This window comes from Ectothiorhodospira shaposhnikovii, assembly GCF_022227765.1.
Classification (GTDB): Bacteria; Pseudomonadota; Gammaproteobacteria; order Ectothiorhodospirales; family Ectothiorhodospiraceae; genus Ectothiorhodospira.
The window spans coordinates 1-26,067 of the sequence record NZ_JAJMLZ010000005.1; the positions used below are offsets into that span (position 1 = coordinate 1).

Below are 26,067 nucleotides of genomic sequence, written 5' to 3' on the forward strand. Positions count from 1 at the left end.
TTGACAACATCGACCATGGGTCAAAGTTTACGCCACATGGTGCGCTTCGCGCACCCGCAATTCCTCCCGCGATTGAAATCGCGGGTTTCCTTGCGGAGATTCTATGAAATACAACGTTCGCCGGGCGATACCGACGCATTCCGTTCAGCCCTGGAGATGAAACACGGCACCCGCCCGGCAAACAATAAAACGTCGCCCTGATGGCGACAGGCCGGCGGCTTCGCGTCCGCGATAAGACGCGATAAGAGATGTGATCGGGGATTGATCAAGGTGAGATGCCGCGGCCCTACCCCATTCGGGCCGCACGGGTTCCCTGTACTCCATGACCTTTTCCAATGCATGGTCCTGAAGTCGAGATTAGCCGATTTTGTGACGCAATTCCTGTTTCAGGTCAGGTTTATTCTGCAATCAGCGCCACTCAATCCACGCCGGACAGGTGGCTCTCCATGGCCAGCCAGTCTTCGATGGCGGTGGGCCGGGGCGGTGTTTCCGGGGTGAAGCCCAGGGATTTGGCAAAGACCCGTTCCGGGGCCACATGGCCGCCCTTGCAGCGGATCAGTCCCTTCACCAGACCGATGGCCACGGTGCGCCCCTGCCGCACGAAGCGTTGTTCCATGTAGAACCACTTGTCGTCCCAGTAGAGCACCCGGGTGCGCAGTTCGAAGCGCTCGAAGGGCATGAGGGAGCGGCGCCAGCGCATCATGGACGAGGCAATGACCGGCATCCATTTTTCCTGCACCACCAGCCTGCCCATGCCGCTGCGGAACATCAGGTCCACCCGCCCCAGGTCCATCAGCAGCAGAAACCGGGCGTTGTTCATGTGGCGGTTCAGATCCAGGTCGTTGGGCAATACCCGCATCCGCAACACCGACTCGTCCAGGGGACCCAGACGGGGCCGGAAACGCATGGTGATCATCAGCAGAAGCAGCCGGAAGTACAGGTTCATCCGTTCGGACTCCTGGGGGTGGGCAATGCCCCGAGTGTTTCAAACGCTTGAAAGAAAATCAAGGCCTGCATAAGCTCATAAGCGATCGAACAAACGATCAAATTAGAACGAATAAACCACCATGGATCCAAGGTTGAGGAGGCGCAATCATGCGCAATGACAGCAGTGATGGACGTTTCACCCGCCGCCGTGCCTGGCAGGCGGCCTTGCCCGGCGCCCTGCTGATGAGTGCCCTGTCCGGCGGCGCCCAGGGGGCCGCCTTCGCCCTCAAGGAGCAGAGCGCCGCCGCCCTGGGCAATGCCTTTGCGGGGGCCACGGCGGGGGCGGAGGACATCAGTTACAGCTTTTTCAATCCCGCCGCCCTGGCCTACGGCACCGGAACCGAGATCTCTCTGGTGGGCAGCCTGATCCTGCCGCAGTTCGAATATGCCTCGGACAACCCGACGGCCGGTCTGCCCTACCCCGGCGCCCATCACAGCAAGAGCGATCAGGGGGCCTTCGTGCCGGCGGCCTTCGTGGCCCGGGATCTGGGTGAAGGGCTGCGCCTGGGGCTGAGCGTGACGGTGCCCTATGGCCTGGAGACCGATTATGTCCGCCGCTGGGTGGGCCGTTACGATGCCATCAATACCGACCTGCTCACCGTGGACATCAATCCCGCCCTGGCCTGGCGGGTGTCCCCCCGGCTGGCGCTGGGGATCGGTCTATCGGCCCAGTATGCGGACGCCAGTCTGAGCAGCGCCGTGCCGGGGGCGGGCATCACCCCGGACACCGACGGCAAGATCCAGGTGGAGGGGGACGACTGGACCTACGGCTTCAATCTGGGCCTGCTGTATGAACCCGTGGCGGGCACGCGCCTGGGGCTGGCCTACCGTTCCCGCATCAGCCATGAGCTGTCGGGCCACGCCCGCTATACCCCGGCCGGTCTGGGACCGGTCACCGCCGACCCCCAGAAGGTGGGGGGCACGGCCAAGCTGGAACTGCCGGAGACCGTCGGCCTTGGTCTGCATCAGGACATCGGGCCTCGCTGGTCGGTGATGGCGGACGCCACCTGGACCCGCTGGAGCCGCTTCGACGAACTGCGCATCCGGTTTGCGGATGACATCGCCCTGGCCACGGACCCGGTCACCGGCCTGCCCATCAGCGCCATTTCCGAGAGCGTGGATGAATACAACTGGCAGGACACCTGGTTCCTGGCCGTGGGCGCCAGCTATCGGGTCAATGAACGCTGGACCCTGAGAGGCGGGCTGGCCCATGACGAGAGCCCGGTGAGCACCTGCTGCCGGACCCCGCGCATCCCCGACGATGACCGCACCTGGGTGACCGTGGGGGCCACCTTCCAGCCGTCCGACCGGACCCGCCTGGATCTGGGGTATGCCTACATCCGCCTCAAGGACGCGGACATCGTGCTCAACGGGGAATCGGCCCTGCCCGAGATCTCCGGTGGCTATGAAAGCTCGGTGCAGATACTCACCGCCTCGTTCAATCATCGTTTCTGATCCGGAGGGGACGGATGCGGGCCGCCACGGGCATCATGCCGTCGGCGGTTCCGCGCGGTCCCGAAGGGTGCGCGCCAGCGCGATGAAGGCGCGCAGATAGTCAATGTCGGCATCGGCTTGCCGGATACCAAGAAAGATCTGCTTGGCGATGCCCTGCGCCCCCAGCGGCACCGAGGTCAGGTCAAGCCGCTGGGCATGTTCCTCCACCAGCCAGCGCGGCAGGGCCGCCACGCCGCGTCCGCCGGCCACCATCTGCAGCATGATGTCGGTGGTCTCGATGGGCTTGTGACGCTTGGGCCGGATGCCCGCCGGCAGGAGGAATCGGGTGTAGATGTCGAGCCGGTCGATGGCCACCGGATAGGTAATCAACATCTCTTCCGCGAGTTGCGCCGGCTCCACGAAGGGGACATGGCAGAGGCGATGCCCCTTGCCGACCACAAGCACCTGCTCATAGTCGAACACCGGCTCGAACCGCAGGCCGCGGGTGTAGAGGGGATCGGGCGTGACCAGCAGGTCGATCTCGTGGCCGAACAGCGCGCCGATGCCGCCGAACTGGAATTCCTGCTTCACGTCCACGTCCACGTCCGGCCAGGCGTCAAGGTAGGGGGCGACCACCTTCAGCAGCCACTGATAGCAGGGATGGCATTCGATGCCGATGCGCAGGGCGCCGCGCTCCCCCTGGGCGAATTGCCGCAGACGGGCTTCCGCGTGGGTAAATTGGGGCAGCAGGCGATGGGCCACCGCCAGCAGATATTCACCCGCCTGGGTCGGGCGCAGACTTCGGCCCTCCCGGTACCAGATGGCCACGCCGAGCTGCGCTTCCAGCTTGCGCACCGCATGGCTCAGGGCCGACTGGGTGAGATGCAGGTGCTCGGCGGCGGCGGTCAGGGAGCCGTGCTGATCCACGGCACGGATGATCGCCAGATGGGAACGGTCCAGGTGTGTCATGGCATCCGCCTCACATGAATTTCATACATGCTTTGATGAAATAAAACCATTTTTATTCATGGTAATGGCCGATCAGAATGGTGTCATCCATTCACCACTCAGGACAATCGGCATGGCCATCACGCACAACCTCGGCTTTCCCCGCATCGGTGCCAGGCGGGAATTGAAGTTCGCTCTGGAATCTTACTGGAAGGGTGAGTCATCCCTGGATGCCCTCAAGGCGGTGGGCGCCCAGCTGCGCGCGCGCCACTGGGAGGACCAGGCCGGTCTGGACCTTGTACCGGTGGGGGATTTCGCCTTCTATGACCAGATGCTCGACATGAGCTTTACGCTGGGCAACCTGCCCGAGCGCGTGCAAGGCTTCGAAGGGGATGCGCTGGACAACTATTTCCGTGTCGCCCGCGGGCGCTCGGCGCCCGAAGCGGATGCCCAGGCCCGTTGCGGAGGCGTCGCCGCCGGCGAGATGACCAAGTGGCTCGACACCAATTATCACTACATCGTGCCGGAATTCACCGCCGACACGGCTTTCAGGCTTGATGCCTCCCGTCTGCTGGCGCAGCTGGAGGAAGCCAGGGCACAAGGCGTGGGCGCCAAGCCGGTCATCATCGGTCCGGTGACCTATCTGGCGCTGGGCAAGTCGAAGGATGGGGCCGACCGCCTCGCCCTGCTCGATCGCCTGCTGCCGGTGTACGGAGAACTGCTGAACACCCTGGCGGCCCATGGGGTCGAGTGGGTGCAGATCGACGAACCCATCCTGGTCACTGAACTGGACGCGCCGTGGCGCCATGCCTTCGAGGACGCCTATCACACCCTCAAGAGCGTGCCCGTGAAGCTGCTGCTGGCGACCTATTTCGGCGAACTCCAGGACCAGCGCTATCTGGTCGCCAACCTGCCCGTGGCCGGCCTGCACATCGACGCCATCAACGGCCGCGATGACATCATGCCGCTGCTGAACCTGTTGCCTTCCGGCAAGGTGCTGTCGCTGGGTGTCATCAACGGGCGCAATATCTGGAAGACCGATCTGAACGGGGTGCTGGACTGGCTGGAGCCGATCCACGCGCAGCTCGGCGAGCGCCTGTGGATCGCGCCGTCCTGCTCCCTGCTGCATGTGCCGGTGGACCTGGACAGCGAGCGCAAGCTGGATGGCGAGATCCAGTCCTGGCTGGCCTTCGCCAGGCAGAAGCTGGAGGAGCTGCGCATCCTGGCGACCGCGCTGAATCAGGGGCGCGAGGCGGTCAGGGCCGAACTGGACGCCAACCGCGCCGCCATCGAGGCGCGCCGACACTCTCCCCGGGTGAACAATCCGACCGTGAAGGCGGCCATCGCCGGGATCGATGCCGGCATGGGCCGGCGCCGTAGCCCCTATGCCGAGCGTGCTATCCGGCAGGCGGCGCGGCTCCAGCTGCCGAAGTTCCCCACCACCACCATCGGCTCGTTCCCGCAGACCAGCGAAATCCGGGTGGCGCGGCGGCGTTTCAAGGCGGGTGAGATCGACGCGGCAGCCTATCAGGAGATCATGCACGGGGAGATCGCGCGCTGTGTGCGCGAGCAGGAGGCGCTTGGGCTGGACGTGCTGGTGCACGGCGAAGCCGAGCGCAACGATATGGTGGAGTATTTCGGTGAACAGCTCGACGGCTACGTCTTCAGCCAGTTCGGCTGGGTGCAGTCCTACGGCTCCCGCTGCGTCAAGCCACCCATCCTGTTCGGCGACATCAGCCGCCCGCGGCCGATGACCGTGGACTGGATCAGCCATGCCCAGTCGCTCACCGACAAACCCATGAAGGGCATGCTCACCGGCCCGGTGACCCTCCTCAACTGGTCCTTTGTGCGCGACGACCAGCCGCGCGCGGTGTCCTGCCGGCAGCTGGCGCTGGCCATCCGCGAGGAGGTGCTGGACCTGGAAAAGGCCGGCGTGGGCATCATTCAGATCGACGAGGCGGCACTGCGCGAGGGCCTTCCCCTGCGCCGTTCCCAGTGGCAGGACTATCTGGACTGGGCGGTGGAATCCTTCCGCATCACCGCCAACGGGGTGGGCGACGAGACCCAGATCCACACCCACATGTGCTACTCGGAGTTCAACGACATCATCGAGTCGATCGCCGCCATGGATGCCGACGTGATCACCATCGAGACCTCGCGCTCCGACATGGAACTGCTGGATGCCTTCGACCGATTCAAGTACCCCAACGAGATCGGACCCGGCGTCTATGACATCCACTCGCCCAACATCCCGACCGAAGCCCACATGGTCGACCTGATGACCAAGGCCGCGGAGCGGATTCCCGCCGAACGCCTGTGGGTGAATCCGGATTGCGGCCTCAAGACCCGCCAGTGGGGCGAGGTGATCCCGGCCCTGACCCGGATGGTGGCCGCCGCAAAGACGCTGCGTGCCGGATATGCATGAACAGGGTTGCCGGGCCAAGACCCGGCAACCCCCATGACCCGCCACGGGCCTATACGGCGGCGGAATCCGCCCTTTCCCGGCGCCGGCCGGATGAGGCCCTGGCGCCGATCGGGGCAAGGGCCTCCGGCGGCAGGGCATCGGTCAGGACGCACTCGTAGCGCAGGTCTTCATAGACCTGCAGCCGTTCGGCTTCCTCTTCGTCGAGTAGCCCCCGCTCCCGGGCCTGGGCCAGACGCTCACCGAAGGTCAGGCCTTCCACCTCTCCCCGGGCCACCAGCTTCTGGAAGCGGTCATACAGCGGCTCCACCTGCTCCAGCATGCGCAGGGCCACCTCCATGCGGCCGACGGCATCCTCCCCATCATCCTCGGCCCAGAAGCCGATGCCGGTGAGGCGGTCGCGCACCCCGCCGGTCTGCATCATGGCCTGGGCGATGGACTGGCCATCCTTGTCCCGGGGCGGGTGGTAGGGACGGCCCAGGGGGAAGACCAGGGCCCGCAGCGCGGCACCCAGCAGGGGGCTGGGGAAGTTGCGGAAGAACTCGTCGAAGGCCAGACCGATCTGGTTGAGGGAGTCATCCAGGGCCCAGCGCACGAACGGCAACTCTGCCTCCGGGCGACCGGCATCCTCGTGGAACTTGAGCACGGCGGACCCCAGATAGAGGTGACTGAGCACATCCCCCAGACGGGCGGACAGACGCTCCTTGCGCTTGAGCTCCCCGCCCAGCACCCCCATGGCCACGTCGGAAACGAAGGCCAGGGCCGCGCTCATCCGGGTCAGCTGCCGGTAGTAATCGGCGGTGGGGCCGGACCGGACCGGTGTCTGCGCCCATCGGGAACCGGTCAGGCCCAGCACCAGGGCCCGTGTCCCCCGGTTGATGGAATACCCCATATGGCCGAGCAACAGGCGGTCGAAGGCGGCCAGATCATCATTGCGCACCGCTTCCATCTCCTGGAACACGAAGGGATGGCACCGCACCGCCCCCTGGCCGAAGATCATCAGGTTGCGGGTGAGGATGTTGGCCCCCTCCACCGTGATCCCCACGGGGATGGCCTGATAGCTGTAACCCAGGTAGTTGCGGGGTCCGAAGATGATGCCCCGGCCGCCGTGCACGTCCATGGCGTCATTGATGGATCGGCGCATCATTTCCGTCATGTGGTACTTGGCAATGGCGGAGATGACCGAGGGCTTGATGCCCAGATCGCCGGCGGTGGCGGTGAGCCGCCGGGCCGCCTCCATGCGGTAGGCATAGCCCCCGATGCGGGCCATGGCCTCCTGCACCCCTTCGAAGCGTCCAATGGGCAGCCGGAACTGGCGCCGGATGCGGGCATAGGCGCCGGTCATGCGGAAACTCATGTGCCCGGCCGCGGTGCCCAGGGCCGGCAGGGAGATGGCACGGCCCACCGACAGGCATTCCATCAGCATGCGCCAGCCCTTGCCGGCCATTTCCGGGCCGCCGATGATCCACTCCAGGGGGATGAACACGTCCCGCCCTTCCACCGGACCGTTCATGAAGGCCAGTCCCATGGGCAGATGGCGGTCGCCGATGCGGATGCCCGGATGGGCGGCGGGCACCAGGGCACAGGTGATGCCGTATTCCCGGGGCGCGCCCAGCAGACCCTCCGGGTCATGAAGACGGAAGGCCAGGCCCACCACCGTGGCCACCGGGGCCAGGGTGATGTAGCGCTTGGAGAAACTGACCCGCGCCCCCAGGACCTCACGACCTTCGTGCATGCCCCGGCAGACCACGCCGAAATCCGGCATGGAGGCGGCATCCGAACCCACGTCGGGACCGGTGAGGGCAAAGCAGGGGATTTCCCGGCCATCCGCCAGCCGGGGCAACCAGTAATCCTTCTGGGCCTGGGTGCCGTAGTGCAGGATCAGTTCCCCCGGCCCCAGGGAGTTGGGGACCATCACCGTCACCGCCGTGGAGATGTTGCGGGTGGCGATGCGGGTCACGACGCAGCTCTGGGCGTAGCTGGAAAACTCCCGGCCACCGTAGGCCTTGGGAATGATCAGGCTGAAGAAGCGCTCCTTGCGGATGTATTCCCACACCTCGGCGGGCAGGTCACCCTGTTCCCGTTCGATGCGGTCGTTGTCCAGCATCCGGCACAGGTGGGCCACCTGATGATCCAGAAAGGCCTGCTCCTCCTCGGTGAGTCGGGTCACCGGGATGGACCGCAGACGCTGCCAGTCCGGGTTGCCCTTGAACAGCTCCCCTTCCCACCAGGTATCACCGGCCTCCAGGGCCTCCCGTTCGGTGGCGCTCATGGGCGGCAGGCTGCGCTTAAACACCGTGAACAGCCGACGGCTCAGCAGGCGACGGCGCAGCATCGGCAGGTTCAGCACCAGGGCCAGGGGCGTCAGCACCGCCAGGGTCAGGAGCATCCCCCCATCCGGCAGCAAGCCGCCGCCCCACAGTCCCAGCACGTAGAGAAAGACCGCCAGGGTCCAGATCACCAGCGGCGCCCCCTGATAGGCCAGGTACACCCCGCCCAGAACGGCCACGGCCATAGCAATTGCCAGCATCATTTTTGTTCACCTCTTGGTGGCAAGGGCATCCCGCCCCATATACAAACGATCGTTTTACACCAGGTCGCATCAACCCGTGTTTTCCAGGTCCGGCGCGCCTACATGCGCTCGAAGATGCCGGCGGCCCCCATGCCGGTGCCCACGCACATGGTCACCATGCCGTAGCGGCCGCCGGTGCGGCGCAGGCCATGGGTCAGGGTGGCGGTGCGAATGGCGCCGGTGGCTCCCAGGGGATGCCCCAGGGCGATGGCGCCGCCCAGGGGATTGACCCGGGCCGGATCCAGATCCAGTTCCCGCATCACCGCCAGGCTCTGGGCGGCGAAGGCCTCGTTGAGTTCGATCCAGTCCAGGTCCTGAATGCCCAGGCCGGCGCGGCGCAGGGCCATGGGCACCGCCTCCACGGGACCGATGCCCATGATCTCCGCCGGCACCCCGGCCACCGCGTAACCGACGAAGCGGGCCAGCGGTTCCAGTCCCAGGGCCTTCACCTGTCGCTCGCTCATCAGCAGCACGGCACCGGCGCCGTCACTCATCTGGGAGCTGTTGCCGGGGGTGACGCTGCCGGTGGCGGAAAACACCGGCTTGAGGCGGGCCAGGGCCTCGGCACTGGTGTCGGGACGCGGCCCCTCGTCGGTGTCCACCCGGCACTCCCGCACGGCGATGCAGTTCCCCTGGGGGCCCGGCGCCGCATGGCGCACCGTGACCGGCAGGATCTCCCGCCGGAAATGCCCGGCATCCATTGCGGCGACGGCGCGGGCATGGCTCTGCAGGGCGAAGGCATCCTGATCCTCCCGGCTCACGCCCCAGCGGACCGCCACCTTTTCGGCGGTCAGGCCCATGCCGTAGGCAATGCCCACCTGGCCCTCGTCATGGAACAGGGAAGGATTGAACTGGGGACGATGCCCCATCATGGGCACCTGGCTCATGGACTCGGTGCCGGCGGCGATCATCACCTCGCTCTCCCCCAGGCGGATGCGGTCCGCCGCCAGGGCCACCGCCTGCAGGCCGGAGGCACAGAAACGGTTGACGGTATAGCCGGGCACCCGGTCCGGCAGCCCGGCCAGAAGGGCGCCGACCCGGGCCACGTTGAGCCCCTGGGAGCCTTCCGGCATGGCACAGCCCACCACCACGTCGTCGACCAAGGCTGGATCCAGGGTGGGACAGGCATCCAGCACGCCGCGGATGACGTGGGCCAGCAGGTCGTCCGGGCGGGTGTGACGCAGGCTCCCCCGGGGCGCCTTGCCCACCGGGGTGCGCAGGGCGGAAACAATGTACACAGCGTTTTCACTCATGATGCATGACTCCTTGCCGTCATCGGTTCGGCTCAGTTGCGCAGGGGCTTGCCGGTCTTGAGCATGTGGGCGATCCGCTGCCGCGTCTGATCGGTGCGCAGCAGCGCCATGAACGAGGTGCGCTCCAGCTGCAACAGCCATTCCTCGCTGACGCTGCTGCCGCCTTCCACTTCTCCGCCGCACAGGGCAGCGGCGGCATGACGGGCGATGGCCAGGTCGTGGGAGGAGATGAAGCCGCCCTCGTGCATGTTCACCAACTGGGCCTGCAGATTGGCCAGCCCGGCCTTGCCGGTCACCGGGACGGGCGCCGGCAGGGGGGGCCGGTAGCCGCTTTCCGCCAGGGCACGGGCCTGCACATGGGCCACGTGCAGGAGCTCGTGGGGATTGAGCACCACCGTGTCCGAAGGGCGCAGCAGCCCCATCTGCCGGGCCTCCCTGGCACTGCGGGACACCTTGGCCAGGGCCACGGTTTCAAAGGCGCCGCGGATGAAGGGGAACAGGTCCCCGTCGGGGCTGGACTGGGCCGCCCGCCGGGCCAGCTCCTTGCAGCCGCCGCCGCCCGGGATCAGGCCCACCCCGGCCTCCACCAGGCCGATATAACTCTCCATGGCGGCCACCACGTGGTCGCAGTGCATGAGGAATTCGCAGCCGCCCCCCAGGGCCAGACCACGCACCGCGCCCACCACCGGGATGCTTGAACGGCGCAGACGCTGGGTGGCCTCCTGGAAGCGGACCACCGTGTCCTCCAGGCCGGCGTAGTCCTGGCGCTCCAGGGCGGCCAGCACCTGCTTGAGGTCCGCCCCCACGCAGAAGAGTTCGCCGGGATGCCACAGCACCAGGGACTGATAGCGCTGCTCCGCCTCGGTCACCGCCTGCAGCACGCCCTCCAGCACGGCGGAGTTCACCGCCTGGCGCGGCGTCAGGAAACTGAGGATGCCCACGTCTTCCTGGAGATGCCACAGACGCACGGCCCCCGTATCCAGAGTCACATAACGGGCCCGGGACGGGATCTCTCCCAGCACCCGGTCCGGAAACAGCTGACGCCGGTACACCGGCAACGGCGAGCGGGCGACATACTCCTTCCCATGCGCATCCCAGGAGGTTTCCGAGCGGTGGACCTCGGAGACTTCATCCACCCAAGCGGGCAAGGGGGTATTGGCCAGGCTGTGCCCGGCCTGGATGTCTTCCCGGATCCAACCGGCCACCCGCTCCCAGCCCGCCGCCTGCCAGGTCTCGAACGGCCCGCTTGCCCAGCCAAAGCCCCAGCGCATGGCCAGATCCACGTCCCGGGCACTGTCGGCGATCTCCGCCAGCCAGCAGGCGGCGTAATGGAAGACATCCCGCTGAATGGCCCACAGGAAACGGGCCTGGGGATGTTCACTGGACCGCAGGGCGTCCAGCCGCTCCCCCGGGTCCTTCAGGCTCAGGGTCTCCCGCACCGCCTCGTCCATCACCTGGCGGGCCTCCCGGTATCCTCCCTGGGAGGGGTCAAAGACCTGCAGCAGCCTGTCCTGGCGACGATAGACCCCCGCCCCGGTCTTCTGGCCCAGGGCCCGCTGCTGGATCAACCCGCCGATCCAGTCCGGCAGCCTGAAGAAGGGTTGCCAGGGGTCCGTCCGCAGCAGACGGGCCGATCCGTCCACCACGTGAGCCAGGGTATCCAGCCCCACCACGTCCGCGGTCCTGAAGGTGGCGGACTTGGGCCGGCCGATGGCGGGACCGGTGAGTGCGTCCACCACGTCCGCCCCCAGGCCCATCGCCTCGGCATGGTGGATGGTGGCCACCAGGGAGAAGACGCCGACGCGGTTGGCGATGAAGTTGGGGGTGTCCCGGGCGCGGATTACCCCCTTGCCCAGACCGCCCACCAGGAAGGTCTCCAGGGCATCCAACACCTCGGGATCGGTTTCCCGCCCGGGGATCAGCTCCACCAGGTGCATGTAGCGGGGAGGATTGAAGAAATGAACGCCGCAGAAGCGGCGGCGCAGGGATTTGGGCAGGACATCGGCCAGGGCATTGATGGACAGTCCCGAGGTGTTGCTGGCCAGCAGGGCATCCTCGGACAGGAAGGGGATGATGCGACCGTAGAGTTCCCGCTTGAGGTCCATGCGCTCGGCGATGGCCTCGATGACGAAATCGCACTCGGACAGGGCCGACAGGCCGGTGTCATAGTTGGCGGGACGGATATGGGCGGCATCGGCCGGGTCCGCCAGGGGGGCGGGCTGCATCCTGCCCAACCCCTGGATGGCGCGACGGGCATGGGCATTGGGATCGCCGCCGTCGGCGGGCAGTTCGAACAGGACCACCGGGATGCCGGCATTGACCAGATGGGCGGCAATCTGCGCCCCCATCACCCCGGCGCCCAGCACGGCGGCACGCCGGATGAAGGTGGGCGCCGGACGAAAGGGGGCGCCGAGCGCCGCCTGATGCATCATCACTGAACTCATGGACTCCTCCATTATCATCTTGAGTGGGCCAGACGCGGGGCCTGGCGGGGGCTGTGATGCCCTTCGTACAGAGCCTCCAGTTCGTCCTGGAAGCATTTCAGGATGCTGTTGCGCTTGAGCTTGAGGGTGGGCGTGAGCATGGCGTTGTCTACCGTCCAGGGTTCCGGCAGGACCCGCAGACGCCGCACCTGCACGTAACCCGGGAAGCGGTGCAACAGGTCGCCGATCCGTTCCAGCAGCCAGGCTTCCACCTCCGGCGAGGTGCTGGCGATATCCATGCGGGTGGGCAGGCCCTGCTCGGCGGCCACCTCCCGCCAGATCGCCTCGTTGAGTACCACCAGCGCCACCAGATAGGGCCTCCCCTCCCCCACCACCATCACCTGCTCGAACATCGGGTCGTTGGCGATGGCCATCTCCACCTCGATGGGCGGCACCTTCTCGCCGTTGGCCAGCACGATGATTTCCTTGATCCGGCCGGTGATGGTGATGCGCCCCTCCGGGTCCAGGCGGGCCTTGTCGCCGGTGCGCAGCCAGCCATCCCGGGTCAGGGCCTGACGGTCGGCGGCGGGGTTGTTCCAGTAACCGGCCATGATGTTGGGGCCGCGCACCTGCAGTTCGTCCTGTTCACCGATGCGCACGTCCACGCCGGGCAGGGGTTTGCCGACGGTCCCCGGGCGGTTGTCGCTTAGGGTGTTGACCGCAATGACGGGGCTGGACTCGGTGAGTCCGTAGCCTTCCAGCACCGGTACGCCCAGGGCCAGAAACAGGCGGGAGATTTCGGGGCTGAGGGGAGCGCCGCCGCTGATGGCCACCCGCAGACGGCCGCCCAGCCGACGGGTGACCTTGCCGGCCACCAGGGCGCGAAGCAGCGGCCATGACAGTTCCCGCGGATGCCAGGAGACCTGGCCTTGCTCCCGCTGATAGCGATGCCAGCCCACCGCCACCGCCTGGTGGAACAGTTCGCGGGCGGTCGGGGATTTTTCCTTGAGTCCCTGCAGGATGCGCCCGTAGACCCGTTCATAGATGCGCGGCACCGAAACGAGGGCGGTGGGACGGTGATGGGCCAGGTCCTCGGGCAGATCGCCGACCGACCGGGCATAGGCCACCGTGGCGCCGGCCATGACCGGCACGTAATAGCCGATGGTGCGCTCCAGGGTATGGGAGAGGGGAAGGAAGGACAGGAACAGATCGTCCGGATGAATGGGGATGCGCTGCAGACCGGCCCAGGCATTTTCCAGCATGTTCAGATGGGACAACCTCACGCCCTTGGGGCGCCCCGTGGAGCCGGAGGTATAGACGATGGAGGCCAGATCATGGCCGTTTGCGGCCATCGCTTCAGCCCTGCCGTCGCCACCCCGCTCCAGCCACTGGTCCAGGCTCATGACCCGCCCCCGGCTGTCCATGGGACCCGCCGCCTGGGTCACGATCACCCGCTGCAGCCGCTTGAGGGTCTGCCCACCCTGTTCGATGCCGCGCCAGATCTCCATGTGCTGAAGGATCAGCACGCTGGCGCCGCTGTCTTCCAGGATGTAGGCCAGGTTGTCGGCCCGATCGCTGGTATAGAGGGGAACGACCACCAGCCCCAGGCTCAGGGCCGCCTGATCAAAGGTGAGCCATTCACCGCTGTTGGGCAGCATGATGGCCACCACGTCGCCCAGTTTGAGGCCCTCCCGGGCCAAAGCCGTCCGCCAACGCTCCACAGCCGCCGAGGCGTCGGCCCAACTGCATTCCCGCCAGAGACCCTGGCCGGCATCGAATTGACGATAGGCGATGGCCTCGGGGGTGCGCCGCACCCGCGCCTGAAACAAACGGGGCAAGGTGCCGACTTCCCCGGGTGGTATGTAATCCGTCCTCGTTCCCATGGTGTTTCCTCCGATCCTGTCGGGGCTGTCTGTGCAGCCTGAATGCTGAATGACCGATCCTTTCTTGCGACCCATGACCCGCTGCCGCACTGATGACGCACCGCAAAAGATTAAACGTTTGTTTGATATCGGTTTAAAAAAACTCGCTCACTTCGAAACGCAAACTGTCGGGTCGCGGAAACAGTGCTGCATTGTGTCAATGAAACGTTCGTTTTACAGTCTTGAAAAAATGCCCATCCCCGTCCCCGGTGCCTCAGGCCGGGTCGCGGGGTGACGCTTCCAGCACATCCCGAGCCTGCGCCAATTCTTCCGGCAACGGTGCCCGCAGACCCGCGGCGAGAAAAGGCACCACGCGACGGATGATCTCCCGCGGCTCTTCCTGTTCCGAATTCCGGCTCGCCGCCAACAACTGCATCATGTCGTTGCCGGCCATCACGTAGGACATCACGCCCACCAGGAAATGCAGCCGCCAGTACAGTTCCGTCTTGGGCAATTCGGGCAGCACCGCCCGGAAGGCCGGCTTGAACCGGTTCACCAGCGCCTCGTTGGCATGACGCATGTGCTCGTGCAGAAAGCTGGCATGTTCCGTATAGGTGCGACCCATCAGACGCACGAAGCGACTGCCGCCGCCCCCATCCCGGCTCAACTCCAGGGGCGGACCGATGAAGGCCTCGATCAAGCCCTCCAGGGTCACGTGACCCTGACGCTCCAGACGATCCAGACGCCGGATGCGCTCCCGGTTGAGGGGCTCCAGTCGCCGCGCCAGCACCGCCTTGATGAGCCCTTCCTTGGAGCCGAAGTGATAATTCACCGCCGCCAGATTGACCTCGGCATGGGAGGTGATCTGACGCAGGGAAGTCTGTCCAAGACCGCGTTCGGCAAACAGGTGTTCCGCTGTGTCCAGAATACGGTCCTTGGTATCGCTCGCTTCAGCCATGGTGCCTTTCGGAATGGTAAACGTACGTTTATTTATAACGCACGGAACGGGCAGGTCAAGGAGAATTTGATAAAACGCAACTCCCACCCACTACCCATCCCGCGTCGTCCGCCACTAGTAGACGCGCGGCTCCCCTTGCGGCCGGGTCTTGAAGAAGCGCAGTGTCCACAGGTACTGGGCCGGATCCCGGCGGATGAGCGCTTCCAGCGCGGCATTCATGCGGGCCGCGTCGGTCGCGTCATCCCCGGTGGGAAAGTCTGCCAGTGGCGGCGCCATCACCAGCTCGTAGCAGTCCTCATCGGTGCGGTAGAAGCCGATGGCGGGTACCACCGGTGCCCCGGTGAGTTTCACCAGACGCCCCAGGGCCGGTACCGTGGCCTTGGGGATGCCGAAGAAGGGGGCGAACACGGCGTGCTCCCGGCCCAGGTCCTCGTCGCCCAGGTAGTAGAACACCTTGCCCAGGCGGATATGGCGAATGGCCGGGCGCAGACCCTGGTCCCGGGAGAACATGGCGGCGCCGTACTGGGATCGGCTGCGGGTGTTGATCCACTCCACCACCGGGTTGGACATGGGCTTGGCAAAGGATACGCCGCCCACCTCCAGGCTCAGCCGCAGACCGCCGAAATCCAGCGCCGGGGCATGGGCGGCACAGAGGATCACCGGCCGACCGGCCTGCTGCATGGCCAGTACCCCGGCCTCGTCCACCAGCCGGATGCGCTCCCGGTGGCGGCGGCGGCTGCCGAACCACAGCAGGGGGTAGTCGACGAAGCATTGACCGGCGATGCGGAAATGGTCCCGCAGCACCTGTTCCCGGCGGGCGGCGTCCCAGTCGGGGAAGCACAAGCGCAGGTTCACGTCGGCAAAGTGCCGACGCTTGCCGCCGCTGCGCCAGGCCATCCAGCCCACCAGCCGGCCCAGCCCCAGGGCCACGGGACGCGGCAGCCCCATGACCGCCCACAGCAGGCCGATGCCCAGCCAGGTGGGCCAGTAGCGGGGATGGAGCATGAAGGCGCGAAAGGGGGGCAGGTAGCCCTCGGGGGCGTGTTCCCGCCCGCTGGTGTCGGTCACTTCCGTCATTGATCCTGCCCGGCCAGCTGTTTCTCCGCCCGCTTGCGGAACACCTGCATCTCCTTGACCGCCTGCAGGTCGCCCTTCTGCCCGGCCACCCGGATGCCTTCGTCGAAGGCCTCGATGGCCTCGTGCAGGGCACCCCCCTCGGCCAGGGCCCGGCCCAGCAGTTTCCAGGCGGCGGAATAGCCGGGGTCGTGGCCCACGGCGGCCCGCAGATGGATGGCGGCCTCTCCCGGCTGCCCTTCCGCCAGATGGGCATTGCCCAGGGTGAAACGCAGCATGGCATTGTCCTGGCCGGCGGCCAGCATGGCTTCAAAACGCTGAATGTTGCTCATGAATGAACCCCCTAAAGGAAGGTCACGCTCACCTGGAACAGGCGCTCGACCTCGTTGACGCGGCGCTTGTCGGTGAGGAAAAGAATCACATGGTCTTCCGCCTGGATGACCGTGTCGCGGTGGGCGATGATGACTTCGTCCCCCCGCACCAGGGCACCAATGGTACAGCCCCGGGGCAGGTTGATCTCCTCCACCATGCGTCCCACCACCCTGGAGGTCTTGCTGTCGCCGTGGGCGACCGCCTCGATGGCCTCGGCGGCGCCGCGGCGCAGGCTGTGCACCGCCACCACGTCACCCCGGCGCACATGGGTGAGCAGGGCGCCGATGGTCACCTGCTGGGGGGAGATGGCGATGTCGATGATGCCGCTCTGCACCAGTTCCACGTAACTGGGGCGGTTGATCAGGGACATCACCGTGCGCGCCCCCAGGCGCTTGGCCAGCATGGCGGAAAGGATGTTGGCCTCGTCATCGTTGGTCACCGCCACGTAGACATCGGTGTTTTCGATGTTTTCCTCGATCAGAAGCTCCTCGTCGGCGGCATCGCCGCCGAGCACCACCACGTTGTCCAGCACCTCGGCCAGCTCCCGGGCCCGCACCGGGTTGTGCTCGATGAGCTTGACGGAAAAACGCGGACCCAGGGCCTGGGCCAGGCGCTTGCCGATGTTGCCGCCGCCGGCGATGATGAGCCGCCGATAGGGCTTGTCCAGCTTGCGCAACTCGCTGGTGACGGCGCGAATGTTGCGCCGGGCGGCGATGAAGAAGACCTCGTCGTCCACCTCGATGACGGTCTGGCCGTCCGGGTAGATGGCGGTGTCCTTGCGGAAGATGGCGGCCACCCGGGTCTGCACCCCCGGCATGTGGCTGGCCAGGTGGCGCAGTTCCTTGCCCACCAGCGGCCCGCCGTGATAGGCCCTCACCGCCACCAGGGAGACCCGGCCATCGGCAAAGTCCAGCACCTGCAGGGCGCCGGGGTGCTCGATCAGGCGCTGGATGTAGTTGGTGACCTCTTCCTCGGGGCTGATGAGCACGTCGATGGGCAGGGCTTCGGGGGCGAACAGGGCCGGATAGCCCAGGTATTCCACACCGCGGACCCGGGCGATCTTGGTGGGGGTGTGGAACAGGGTGTAGGCCACCTGGCAGGCGATCATGTTGGTCTCGTCGGAATTGGTGACCGCGATGATCATGTCCGCGTCACGGGCACCGGCCGCTTCCAGCACCTCCGGATGGGAGGCAAAACCGGTCACCGTGCGCAGGTCCAGGCGATCCTGCAGGGCACGCAGGATGTCCGACCGGGTATCGATGATGGTGATGTCGTTGGCCTCGCCGGACAGGTTATGGGCCACGGAACTGCCCACCTGCCCTGCCCCCAGGATCAGGATCTTCATTCTTTCGCCTTCTTGGGCTCGATGCCGAGGGCGCGCAGTTTACGGTACAGATGCGTGCGTTCAAGCCCTACCCGCTCCGCCAGCCGGGTCATATGGCCGTCCACCTGCTCCATCTGGCGCAGCAGGTAGTCCCGCTCGAACTGCTCCCGGGCTTCCCGCAGGGGCAGGTCCACATCCACCGGCGGGGCGTCCCGGCAGTCCTGGGCCAGAGGACCGCGCCCGGCCAGGGCGGCCTGTGCCTCGTCCGCGTCCACTTCCTCGGTATTGCCGAGGATCAGCAGGCGCTGCACCAGATTGCGCAACTCACGGATGTTGCCGGGCCAGGGATACCGGGCCAGACGGGCGCAGGCGGCATCACTGAAGCGGCGTCGGGGCAAACCTTCCTCCTGGTGCAGGGACTCGGCCTGATGGCGCAGCAGCTCGGGAATGTCCTCCGGATGCTCGCGCAGCGGCGGGACGTGCAGGGGCACCACGCTCAGGCGATAGTACAGATCCTCCCGGAAGCCACCGGCACGCACCAGGGCGCGCAGGTCCTCGCGGGTGGCGGCCACCACCCGCACATTGACGGCGATGGGATCACTGCCGCCGACCCGGGTCATGCGCCGGCTCTCCAGGGCGGACAGCAGGCGGCCCTGGGTATGCAGGTCCATCTGCGCCACCTCGTCCAGATAGAGCACGCCCCCCGCGGCCTGCTCCAGCAGGCCGTAGCGGATGCGGTTGCCCTGTTCCTGGCCGAAGATCTCCACCGCCGCCTCGTCGGCGTTCATCGCCCCCACCGGCACCTCCACGAAGGGACGGGATGCCCGGGCACTGTGACTGTGCAGATAGCGGGCAAAGGTCTGCTTGCCCACCCCCGCCTCGCCGCTGATAAGCACCCAGGTGTCATGCTGGGCAATGCGCAGCACCTGCTCCCGCAGGGCCTGCATCACCGCGCTGCTCCCCTCCGGGTGGACCCCATGCCCGAACCGGCGGCGCAGGCCGATGTTCTCCCGGGTCAGGCGGTCCGCTTCCAGGGTCCGCTCCACCGTCAGGGTGAGCTTGGCCATGGACAGGGGCTTTTCCAGAAAGTCGTAGGCCCCCAGGCGGGTGGCCTCCACCGCCGTCTCCACCGAGCCATGGCCGGACATCATGATGACCGGACTGGGCTGGCCGCCGGCCTCGCTCCATTCCTTGAGCAGGCTGATGCCGTCACCGTCCGGCATCCAGATATCCAGCAGGATGAGGTCGAAACGGCGTTGGCGCCGCTGCTCCCGGGCTTCCTCCACGGTGCCGGCCACGGCCACGACGTAACCCTCGTCCTCCAGGATCTCCTGAACCAGGGTCCGGATATCCGGTTCGTCATCCACTACCAGGATACAGGCCTCTTTCACACAACCTCCCGTACATCACTGTCCTCGACATGGAGACTGCCGGGGCCGGACAGGGGCAGATGGATCACGATCTGCGCCCCGCCCCCGGCGGGATTCTCCGCCCAGACCATGCCGCTGTGTTCTTCGACGATCTTCTTGACGATGGCCAGGCCAAGCCCCGTGCCCCGGTGCTTGCTGGTGACATAGGGCTCGAACAGACGCGGCATCATGTCCTCGGACAGGCCGCGCCCGTTGTCGCGCACCCGGATCTCCACCATGTTGCGCTGCGCGTCCTGGATACAGCAGGTGGCCAGTTCCAGCTCGCCCCCGGAGACGCCTTCCAGGGCCTCCAGGCCGTTCTTGATCAGGTTATGCAGCAACTGGCGGATACGCCCGGCGTCCGCCGTCAGGGTCGGCAGGGACTCATGCAGTGCCAGGGTGAATCGTACCGGGCTGTCCCCGTGCCGATACAGCTCCACCACCTCCCGCACCAGCCGGTTCAGATCCAGGGGCGAGGGGGTCATGGCCGGGGGACGGGCATAGTCGCTGAAGGCGTTGACCATGGCCTTCATGGCCTCCACCTGCTGCACGATGGTATGGGTGGCCCGCCGGAGTACCTGTTCCTCCTCCGGCCCCAGATGGGGCTGCAGCTTCTTCTGCAGACGCTCGGCGGAGAGCTGGATCGGGGTCAGGGGGTTCTTGATCTCGTGGGCCAGGCGCCGGGCCACCTCGGCCCAGGCGGCATCCCGCTGGGCCTGCAACAGGGTGGTGATGTCGTCGAACACCACCACCGGCCCGCCCCGCAGCCCGCCCCCGTAGGAGAGCCAGACACCACGACACATGAGCACCTTGCGACCACTGGCCCCGAAAACCGTGAGCTGCTCGGTCCACTCCGGCTCCCGCTGGTTGAAGCGGCCTTGCAGGGCCTGGATGAAGGTTTCCACCACCCGGGAGTACTGTCCGATCTCCTCCAGGGAGCGTCCCAGATGGCGCTCCAGATCCACTTCCAGGATCTGCGCGGCGGCGGCGTTGGCGGTGCGCAAGGTCAAGCGCCGGTCCAGGGTGATGACCCCGGAAGACAGGTTCTGCAGTACCGTCTCCAGATACATGCGCTGACTTTCCGCCAGGCGCCGGCTGCGCTCCACCTCGTCCCGGGTGGCGGCCAGGGTGGCGGTCATGCTGTTGAAGGAGCCCACCAGGAAACCCAGTTCGTCGTTGCGGGTGACCAACAGCTTCTTGTGATATTCGCCCGCCGCCACCGAGCGTGTCCCCTCCGCCAGTTCCTGGATGGGGGCCACCAGGCGCCCGGAAAAATACAGGGCCGCCCAGATGGCGGTCATGACCGATATCAGCAGGGCCAGGGAGAGGGTGGTGTTGAAGCTCTGTTTCAGGGGGACCCGCAGATAGGCAAACGCCTTGTAGTCGGAGAAGGCGTCCTGGACGCTGTCCGCCAGCACGCCCATGCGGGCCGCCACCGGATAGACCGCCTGCAGGATGCGGCCGTCCCCGGTGGGGTCCCGGGACGGGATCTGGGTCACCACCCGGATGTGCAGGCCACTTTCGTAAACGGGCTCCAGCGCGGTGTAGGTATTGCCCTGGGACAGGATCAGCAACACCTCGCCCGCCGGCAGGACCGGCAGGCGCTGCACCCGCTCACCGCTGGCATAGGCGATGATGCGGTTGTTGGCCCCGAACAGGGACAGCTCCTGGGCCTGGCTGCTCTCCCGCATGTCCCGCAGCCTCAGGGCGGCCAGGGTCTCGGGCACGTCCACCAGCTCCCGCGCCAGCAGCTCGGTCTGGCGGGCATGCTGGCGCACCCGCAGGTCCAGGGAGGAACGGGACAGCTCCAGGGCATCTTCCAGGGCCTTTTCCACCCGCACGTCGAACCAGCTGTCGATGCCCTCGTCGAGGAACTTGAGGGAGAAGTAATAGACGATGGTGACCGGCAGCAGGGACAGCCCCACGAACAGGACCAGCAGCTTGGCGGTAAGCCGCGATCCCGGCTCCCGGCGGATCACCTGCCGGCTCACCCGCAGCAGACGCACGCAGATGGCCAGCGCCATGATGACCAGGGCCAGGGAGTTGAACAGCAGCACCCAGACATAGAGCCGCTCGAAGCGCTCGGAATTCTGCGCCGCATCCCCCATCACCACCAGGGAACCCAGCAGCAGCACGAACACCACGGCCATGAAGATCAGCCCCACGGGGGCTCTTTTCAGCGCAGCGACCATGCGAACCACTCACTCACCGGACTCCATTCGCGGGACAGATACCCCCGCACCCGCAGCGGCAGGGGCAGGTCTTCCGCCTTCAGGCGGGCGCGCAGACGAACGGTGTAGTCCTGGTCATCATCCAGCAGGGCGGCATCCAGCAGCGGCAGTTCCCGTAGGTCCCCCAGGGTGAACAGGGCGGACTCCAGGCGATAGAAGGCCCGCTGGACGCCGGTATTGAGGTGGGTGACGATGTAGAGACGGCTCAAGGCGTGATACTCCACCCGATACCGCTGCACCAGCTCGGCCACCGTGGCGTTCCACAGCCAGTCCCGGCTGCGGGTGATCTCGATCTGGACCTCGAAGGTCAGCTTGACGCCGTTGTGCAGTGCCTGATTGAGATTGCGGGTAAGCCGGTAGTCGATATCCGCATTGAGCAGGTAGATGCCGCTGACCAGTTCGGTCCCGGCCCAGCGCACCTTGAGGGGATTGTCATCCGACGAGGCCGCCAGCACGCCCGGCCATGCCAGCAGGAAAGCCAGCAACAGGGCCGGAGCGGCGGTTCGGGGCTGGCGGGTCAGGGCATTCAAGATCGGCTCAGCAGGGCATAGTAGAATCCGTCCCCCCCCTGCTCACCGGCACGCAACTGACGGCCGGCCTCGACGCTCACCCCCCAGGCGGCCTCGATGGGCCGCTCACGGGCCGTGGGCTCTTCGGCCAGAAAACGGGCAACCGTCATGACATTTTCCTCCGGCATCAGGGAGCAGGTCACATAAAGAAGCATACCCCCGGGGGCCAGCAGGGGCCAGAGCGCCCTCAACAGACGGGCCTGTTGAGCCTGCAATGCCCGGATGTCCTCCTCCCGGCGCAGGTGCTTGATGTCCGGGTGGCGACGGATCACCCCGGTGGCGGAACAGGGTGCATCCAGCAGGATGCGGTCATAGCCGGGACCCTGGTGCCACGCCTCGGGGGCGCCCGCGTCGGCGGCGATCAGGCGGGCCTCGTACCCGCCCCGCCGCAGATTCTCCCGCACCCGCTCCAGGCGGGCGGGGTCCGCATCCACGGCGGTGAGATCCAGATCCCCCCCGGCCTGCTCCAGCAGGTGCAGGGTTTTGCCGCCCGGCGCGGCGCAGGCATCCAGTACCCGCATGCCCGGGGCGCAGGCCAGCAACGGCGCGGCGAGCTGGGCCGCGACATCCTGAACCGACACCATCCCCTGCTCGAACCCCGGCAGCCGTTCCACCGCCACCGGCTGCGCCAGGGTGAGCGCCGTCTCCACCCGGGGATGGGGCTGGGACGCCAGACCCTGATCCGCCAGGGCGCCCTGGTAATCATCCCGGCTGACGCGGGCTGTATTCACTCTCAGGGTCATGGGGGGGTGGGCATTGAGCGCCTGGCAGAGGGCTTCGGTGTCTTCGCCATGGGCGGAAGCCAGACGACGGTAAAGCCAGTCCGGCAATGCATGGCGCACGGCGGGATCCTGGTCCACGAGCCGGGCCGTCTCGTCCATCTCCCGCTGGGCGCGCCGCAATACCCCGTTGATGAGTCCCACCGCCCATTTCTTGCGCAGCCGCCGCCCCAGGTCCGCCGTCTGTTGGATGGCCGCATAGTCCGGGGTGTTCATGTGCAGCAGCTCGAACAGGCCCATGGCCAGGGCGCAGGCCACGTCCTGATCCCGCCCTCGCAGGGGCTTGTCCATCCACTGCGCCAGCATGGCTTCCAGGCGGCGATGCCAGCGCAGGGTGCCGTAGCTCAGGGCCTGCACCAGTCCCCGGTCACGGGCGCCGACCTGATCGAGCCGGGGCGGCAGGGCCTCGGACAGGGAGACGCCGTCCCGCAGGACACGCAGGATGACGCCGAGGGCGGCTTCACGGGCAGACAGGGACATGCATGACTCCGGTGGTATTGCGGCAGGACGCCCGCGAGGGGCATGGGTCGATCAGCAGGCCTTGCCCCCATCGTCTCCCAGACAGGTCCCCAGGAGCGATCGTGCATTCAGGAAGGCCTTGGCCTCCAGTGGCTTGCCGCCGGGCAACTGCAGGCAGGTGATGCGCAGGATCCCCTCGCCGGTGGCGACGTCGATCCCCTCCGGCCCCTCCGCCACCACGGTGCCCGGCGTCGCGCCGGTGCCGGCGGCCGGCAGGGAGCGGGACATCCATAGCCTCAGCGGCTGTCCCTGATACAGGGTCTGGGCCACCGGCCAGGGGTTGAAGGCGCGGATGCGACGGTCCAGCACCGCCGCCGGCAGCGACCACTCCAGCAAGGCTTCGGCCTTGTCCAGCTTGCGGGCATAGGTGGCCAGCGTCTCGTCCTGGGGTTCGGGATGGAGCCGACCGTCGGCCAGGTCATCCAGGCAGGGCAGCAGCAATGCCGCCCCCATCGCCGCCAGGCGGTCATGCAGGGTCCGGGCGGTGTCGGCGGGGGTGATGGGGCACACCCCCTTGAGCAGCATGTCACCGGTATCCAGGCCGGCCGCCATCTGCATCAGGGTGACGCCGGTGCTTTCATCCCCTTCCGCCAGGGCCCGCTGGATGGGCGCCGCGCCCCGCCAGCGGGGAAGCAGGGAGGCATGGATGTTGACGCAACCCAGCCGGGGAATGTCCAGGACCGACTGGGGCAGGATGAGGCCGTAGGCCGCCACCACCATCAGGTCCGGCCGATACTCCCGCAGTCGCACCTGCACCGGTTCGGGGCGCAGGCGCTCGGGCTGTTCCACCGGGATCCCGTGGGCCAGGGCCACCTGTTTTACCGGGCTGGGGGTCAGCTTGCGGCCGCGCCCCGCCGGGCGATCCGGCTGGGTATAGACCGCGACGACGTCATGGGGGGAGGCAATCAGTGCCTCAAGGGCCGGCACCGCGAAATCGGGGGTGCCGGCGTAGATGATGCGCAGGGGACTGGGCAATGGAAAACCTTGTGAATGAGCGTTGGATCAAGGGCAAGGGTGAACGGGAGGCTCAGACCGCCTCCCGGTGACGGGCGGCACCGGCGGTACCGGTCAGCCGGGCCTGCTTCTCCAGCTTCTTCTTGATGCGGCCCCGCTTCAGGGTCGAGATGTGATCCACGAACAGCTTGCCGTCCAGGTGGTCGATCTCATGCTGGATGCAGACCGCCAGCAGCCCGCCCGCCTCCAGTTCGAAGGGCTTGCCGTCGCGGTTCAGGGCCCGTACCCGCACCCGCTGGGCACGCCGCACCGGCTCATAGAAGCCGGGGACGGACAGACAGCCTTCCTCGGTCTCCACATCCCCCTCGCGGGCAATGATCTCGGGGTTGATCAGGCAGATGGGATGCAGTCCCTGGCCGGAGCGCTCGTCCGAGCCCTCCTCGGCCACGTCCATCACCACCACCCGGTGCAGCACCCCCACCTGGGTCGCGGCCAGGCCGATCCCCGAGGCGTGGTACATGGTCTGGAACATGTCGTCCACCAGCTTGCGGATGGCGTCATCCACCACCTTGACGGTTTCGGCCTGACGACGCAGCCGGGGATCGGGAAAATGCAAGATTTCTAGCAGGGCCATGACCGCTCATCCGCTAAAGTGGGTGTATGTGTGCAGGCTCAAAATCATTTCTGCTACAGTTGGGATCATATTAGATCATTGCCGTACAGGTCGGGTTCTTTACTCCAGCCATGGGGCTTCCATGGGCTGTCTTCGGGGCAGTGCCACGGAAGGGTCCGGAACAATGATGCCTTAGTGACGAGGGGAAACCATGTCCGCTCCCAATCCGCGGCGTATCGGGCGCCGCCTGTCCGCCGTAACGCTTATTCTAGCGTTCCTGGCCTCAGGATGCGCCACCACGCCACCGGAGCCGGAACCATTGCCGCCGGTACCGGCGGCGGCCGCACCGGAACCCGCCCCCGCGCCACCGGCGGAAGTCCGCATCCGCCCCACCGCGCCGGAACGCTACGTGGTCCAGCGGGGCGACACCCTGTGGGACATCTCCAGCCGGTTCCTGCGCGACCCCTGGTTCTGGCCGGAGATCTGGGTCAGCAATCCGCAGATCGCCAACCCTCACCTGATCTATCCCGGCGACATCATCACCCTGTACTACGTGGATGGTCGTCCCTACCTCACCGTGGATGGCGGACCGCGGGTCCGGCCCACCCTGCGCCTTTCGCCCCAGGTCAGGGCGGAACCCCTGCCGCCCTCGATGGATGTGCCCATCCAGGCCCTGCAGCAGTTCCTGATCCGTCCAAGGGTTGTGACAAAGGAGCAGCTGGAAGATTCCGCCTACCTGATGGCCGCCCGGGATGAGCGACTGGTATTCGGCGCCCATGATCGCCTCTACGCCCGCCGCCTGGAAGGAGAGCCCCTGGGCCAGCGCTTCGACGTCTTCCGCCCCGGCGGCGAACTCAGGGATCCCAAGACCCGGGAACTGCTGGGCTACGAGGCCATCCCCGTCGGCGAGGCCGAACTGGTCCGTGGAGGGGATCCGGCCACGATACTGCTGGTACGCAGTGATCGCGAGGCCCTGATCGGGGATCGCCTGCTGCACCAGGAAGCCGAGGAGCAGAACTTCCTCTTCACTCCCGCCGCACCACCCCGGGAAGCCGAGGGCCAGATCATCTCCCTGTTCGACGCCATCAGCCAGATCGCGCGCTTCCAGGTGGCGGTCATCAACCTGGGGGAGCGGGAAGGCATCGAGCGGGGCCATGTCTTCGCCACCTATCAGTCCGGCCGGGTGGTCCGTGACCGCATGGCGGGGCGCCTGGGCGAGCAGGTCACCCTGCCCGACGAGCGGGTGGGTCTGGTCATGGTGTTCCGCACCTTCGAGAAGGTGAGCTATGCCCTGGTGATGGAGTCCACCCATCCCATCGAGAGGGGATTCGCCGTCAGACGCCCCTGAGCGGGGCATGGGGACA

At 66.7% G+C, this 26,067-nt stretch carries 20 protein-coding genes; 4 read left to right on the plus strand and 16 right to left on the minus strand.

The features are described from left to right. Positions 1–201, plus strand: a 201-nt coding sequence (locus tag LQD11_RS07770) for a hypothetical protein (protein WP_238617039.1), incomplete at its 5' end; no start/stop codon positions are given. Positions 202–418: 217 nt separating this feature from the next. Here the strand turns inward: LQD11_RS07770 and LQD11_RS07775 are convergent. Then, positions 419–946: a thioesterase family protein gene (locus LQD11_RS07775; protein WP_200171278.1), complete on the minus strand. Its 528-nt coding sequence runs from the start codon at positions 944–946 to the stop codon at positions 419–421. A 149-nt stretch (positions 947–1,095) separates the two neighbouring features. Here LQD11_RS07775 and LQD11_RS07780 point away from each other — a divergent pair, with 149 nt between their 5' ends. Further along, positions 1,096–2,442, plus strand: a complete 1,347-nt coding sequence (locus tag LQD11_RS07780; RefSeq protein ID WP_200171279.1) for an OmpP1/FadL family transporter — start codon at positions 1,096–1,098, stop codon at positions 2,440–2,442. A 33-nt stretch (positions 2,443–2,475) separates the two neighbouring features. Here the strand turns inward: LQD11_RS07780 and LQD11_RS07785 are convergent, their stop codons facing one another. Further along, complete coding sequence (locus LQD11_RS07785) at positions 2,476–3,390, minus strand: LysR family transcriptional regulator (protein ID WP_238617040.1); 915 nt, start codon at positions 3,388–3,390, stop codon at positions 2,476–2,478. 112 nt (positions 3,391–3,502) lie between these two features. Between LQD11_RS07785 and metE the strand changes: the two genes are divergently transcribed. Then, positions 3,503–5,794, plus strand: a complete 2,292-nt coding sequence (gene metE, locus LQD11_RS07790) for a 5-methyltetrahydropteroyltriglutamate--homocysteine S-methyltransferase (RefSeq protein WP_238617041.1) — start codon at positions 3,503–3,505, stop codon at positions 5,792–5,794. A 49-nt stretch (positions 5,795–5,843) separates the two neighbouring features. On the opposite strand, the gene LQD11_RS07795 is transcribed toward metE, so the two are convergent. The 14 genes from LQD11_RS07795 to def form a co-directional block, all read right to left on the minus strand. Then, a complete protein-coding gene (locus tag LQD11_RS07795) occupies positions 5,844–8,324 on the minus strand; it encodes an acyl-CoA dehydrogenase (RefSeq protein ID WP_238617042.1) in 2,481 nt (826 codons plus the stop codon). 98 nt (positions 8,325–8,422) lie between these two features. After that, complete coding sequence (locus LQD11_RS07800) at positions 8,423–9,616, minus strand: acetyl-CoA C-acyltransferase (RefSeq protein ID WP_238617043.1); 1,194 nt, start codon at positions 9,614–9,616, stop codon at positions 8,423–8,425. 32 nt (positions 9,617–9,648) lie between these two features. Continuing rightward, a complete protein-coding gene (locus LQD11_RS07805; RefSeq protein ID WP_238617044.1) occupies positions 9,649–12,060 on the minus strand; it encodes a 3-hydroxyacyl-CoA dehydrogenase/enoyl-CoA hydratase family protein in 2,412 nt (803 codons plus the stop codon). A 14-nt stretch (positions 12,061–12,074) separates the two neighbouring features. Beyond that, a complete protein-coding gene (locus tag LQD11_RS07810) occupies positions 12,075–13,922 on the minus strand; it encodes an AMP-dependent synthetase/ligase (protein ID WP_238617045.1) in 1,848 nt (615 codons plus the stop codon). Positions 13,923–14,175: 253 nt separating this feature from the next. Beyond that, positions 14,176–14,859: a TetR/AcrR family transcriptional regulator gene (locus LQD11_RS07815; protein ID WP_238617046.1), complete on the minus strand. Its 684-nt coding sequence runs from the start codon at positions 14,857–14,859 to the stop codon at positions 14,176–14,178. A gap of 114 nt (positions 14,860–14,973) precedes the next feature. Next, the gene (locus tag LQD11_RS07820) at positions 14,974–15,936 is read right to left on the minus strand and encodes an LpxL/LpxP family acyltransferase (RefSeq protein WP_238617047.1); all 963 of its coding nucleotides are present in this window, start codon (positions 15,934–15,936) and stop codon (positions 14,974–14,976) included. Continuing rightward, a complete protein-coding gene (locus LQD11_RS07825) occupies positions 15,933–16,265 on the minus strand; it encodes a tetratricopeptide repeat protein (RefSeq protein WP_008930839.1) in 333 nt (110 codons plus the stop codon). Before LQD11_RS07825 ends, LQD11_RS07820 begins: the two co-directional genes overlap by 4 nt. An 11-nt stretch (positions 16,266–16,276) precedes the next feature. Continuing rightward, complete coding sequence (trkA, locus tag LQD11_RS07830; RefSeq protein ID WP_238617049.1) at positions 16,277–17,650, minus strand: Trk system potassium transporter TrkA; 1,374 nt, start codon at positions 17,648–17,650, stop codon at positions 16,277–16,279. Further along, a complete protein-coding gene (locus LQD11_RS07835) occupies positions 17,647–19,020 on the minus strand; it encodes a sigma-54-dependent transcriptional regulator (protein ID WP_238617050.1) in 1,374 nt (457 codons plus the stop codon). The genes trkA and LQD11_RS07835 overlap by 4 nt, the downstream gene beginning before the upstream one ends. Then, positions 19,017–21,230 carry a sensor histidine kinase gene (locus LQD11_RS07840; RefSeq protein WP_008930836.1) on the minus strand — a complete coding sequence of 738 codons (2,214 nt, stop codon included), beginning with the start codon at positions 21,228–21,230 and terminating at the stop codon, positions 19,017–19,019. Before LQD11_RS07840 ends, LQD11_RS07835 begins: the two co-directional genes overlap by 4 nt. Continuing rightward, positions 21,215–21,799, minus strand: a complete 585-nt coding sequence (locus LQD11_RS07845) for a DUF4390 domain-containing protein (protein WP_238617051.1) — start codon at positions 21,797–21,799, stop codon at positions 21,215–21,217. Before LQD11_RS07845 ends, LQD11_RS07840 begins: the two co-directional genes overlap by 16 nt. Continuing rightward, complete coding sequence (gene rsmB, locus LQD11_RS07850) at positions 21,796–23,097, minus strand: 16S rRNA (cytosine(967)-C(5))-methyltransferase RsmB (RefSeq protein ID WP_238617053.1); 1,302 nt, start codon at positions 23,095–23,097, stop codon at positions 21,796–21,798. Before rsmB ends, LQD11_RS07845 begins: the two co-directional genes overlap by 4 nt. A gap of 51 nt (positions 23,098–23,148) precedes the next feature. Continuing rightward, the gene (gene fmt / locus LQD11_RS07855; RefSeq protein ID WP_238617054.1) at positions 23,149–24,111 is read right to left on the minus strand and encodes a methionyl-tRNA formyltransferase; all 963 of its coding nucleotides are present in this window, start codon (positions 24,109–24,111) and stop codon (positions 23,149–23,151) included. A 52-nt stretch (positions 24,112–24,163) separates the two neighbouring features. Beyond that, entirely contained in the window at positions 24,164–24,724 is a 561-nt protein-coding gene (def, locus tag LQD11_RS07860) for a peptide deformylase (protein WP_008930832.1), read from the minus strand. A gap of 190 nt (positions 24,725–24,914) precedes the next feature. Between def and LQD11_RS07865 the strand changes: the two genes are divergently transcribed. Then, the gene (locus LQD11_RS07865; protein ID WP_238617055.1) at positions 24,915–26,051 is read left to right on the plus strand and encodes a LysM peptidoglycan-binding domain-containing protein; all 1,137 of its coding nucleotides are present in this window, start codon (positions 24,915–24,917) and stop codon (positions 26,049–26,051) included. Positions 26,052–26,067 lie beyond the last annotated feature (16 nt).

Coding starts and splice junctions, on each gene's coding strand:
- LQD11_RS07775 (WP_200171278.1), bottom strand. CDS start 946: ATGAACCTGTACTTCCGGCTGCTTCTGCTGATGATCACCATGCGTTTC.
- LQD11_RS07825 (WP_008930839.1), bottom strand. CDS start 16,265: ATGAGCAACATTCAGCGTTTTGAAGCCATGCTGGCCGCCGGCCAGGAC.
- rsmB (WP_238617053.1), bottom strand. CDS start 23,097: ATGTCCCTGTCTGCCCGTGAAGCCGCCCTCGGCGTCATCCTGCGTGTC.
- trkA (WP_238617049.1), bottom strand. CDS start 17,650: ATGAAGATCCTGATCCTGGGGGCAGGGCAGGTGGGCAGTTCCGTGGCC.
- LQD11_RS07780 (WP_200171279.1), top strand. CDS start 1,096: ATGCGCAATGACAGCAGTGATGGACGTTTCACCCGCCGCCGTGCCTGG.
- LQD11_RS07820 (WP_238617047.1), bottom strand. CDS start 15,936: ATGACGGAAGTGACCGACACCAGCGGGCGGGAACACGCCCCCGAGGGC.
- LQD11_RS07810 (WP_238617045.1), bottom strand. CDS start 13,922: ATGGGAACGAGGACGGATTACATACCACCCGGGGAAGTCGGCACCTTG.
- LQD11_RS07840 (WP_008930836.1), bottom strand. CDS start 21,230: ATGGTCGCTGCGCTGAAAAGAGCCCCCGTGGGGCTGATCTTCATGGCC.
- LQD11_RS07800 (WP_238617043.1), bottom strand. CDS start 9,616: ATGAGTGAAAACGCTGTGTACATTGTTTCCGCCCTGCGCACCCCGGTG.
- LQD11_RS07815 (WP_238617046.1), bottom strand. CDS start 14,859: ATGGCTGAAGCGAGCGATACCAAGGACCGTATTCTGGACACAGCGGAA.
- LQD11_RS07795 (WP_238617042.1), bottom strand. CDS start 8,324: ATGATGCTGGCAATTGCTATGGCCGTGGCCGTTCTGGGCGGGGTGTAC.
- metE (WP_238617041.1), top strand. CDS start 3,503: ATGGCCATCACGCACAACCTCGGCTTTCCCCGCATCGGTGCCAGGCGG.
- LQD11_RS07865 (WP_238617055.1), top strand. CDS start 24,915: ATGTCCGCTCCCAATCCGCGGCGTATCGGGCGCCGCCTGTCCGCCGTA.
- def (WP_008930832.1), bottom strand. CDS start 24,724: ATGGCCCTGCTAGAAATCTTGCATTTTCCCGATCCCCGGCTGCGTCGT.
- LQD11_RS07785 (WP_238617040.1), bottom strand. CDS start 3,390: ATGACACACCTGGACCGTTCCCATCTGGCGATCATCCGTGCCGTGGAT.
- LQD11_RS07805 (WP_238617044.1), bottom strand. CDS start 12,060: ATGAGTTCAGTGATGATGCATCAGGCGGCGCTCGGCGCCCCCTTTCGT.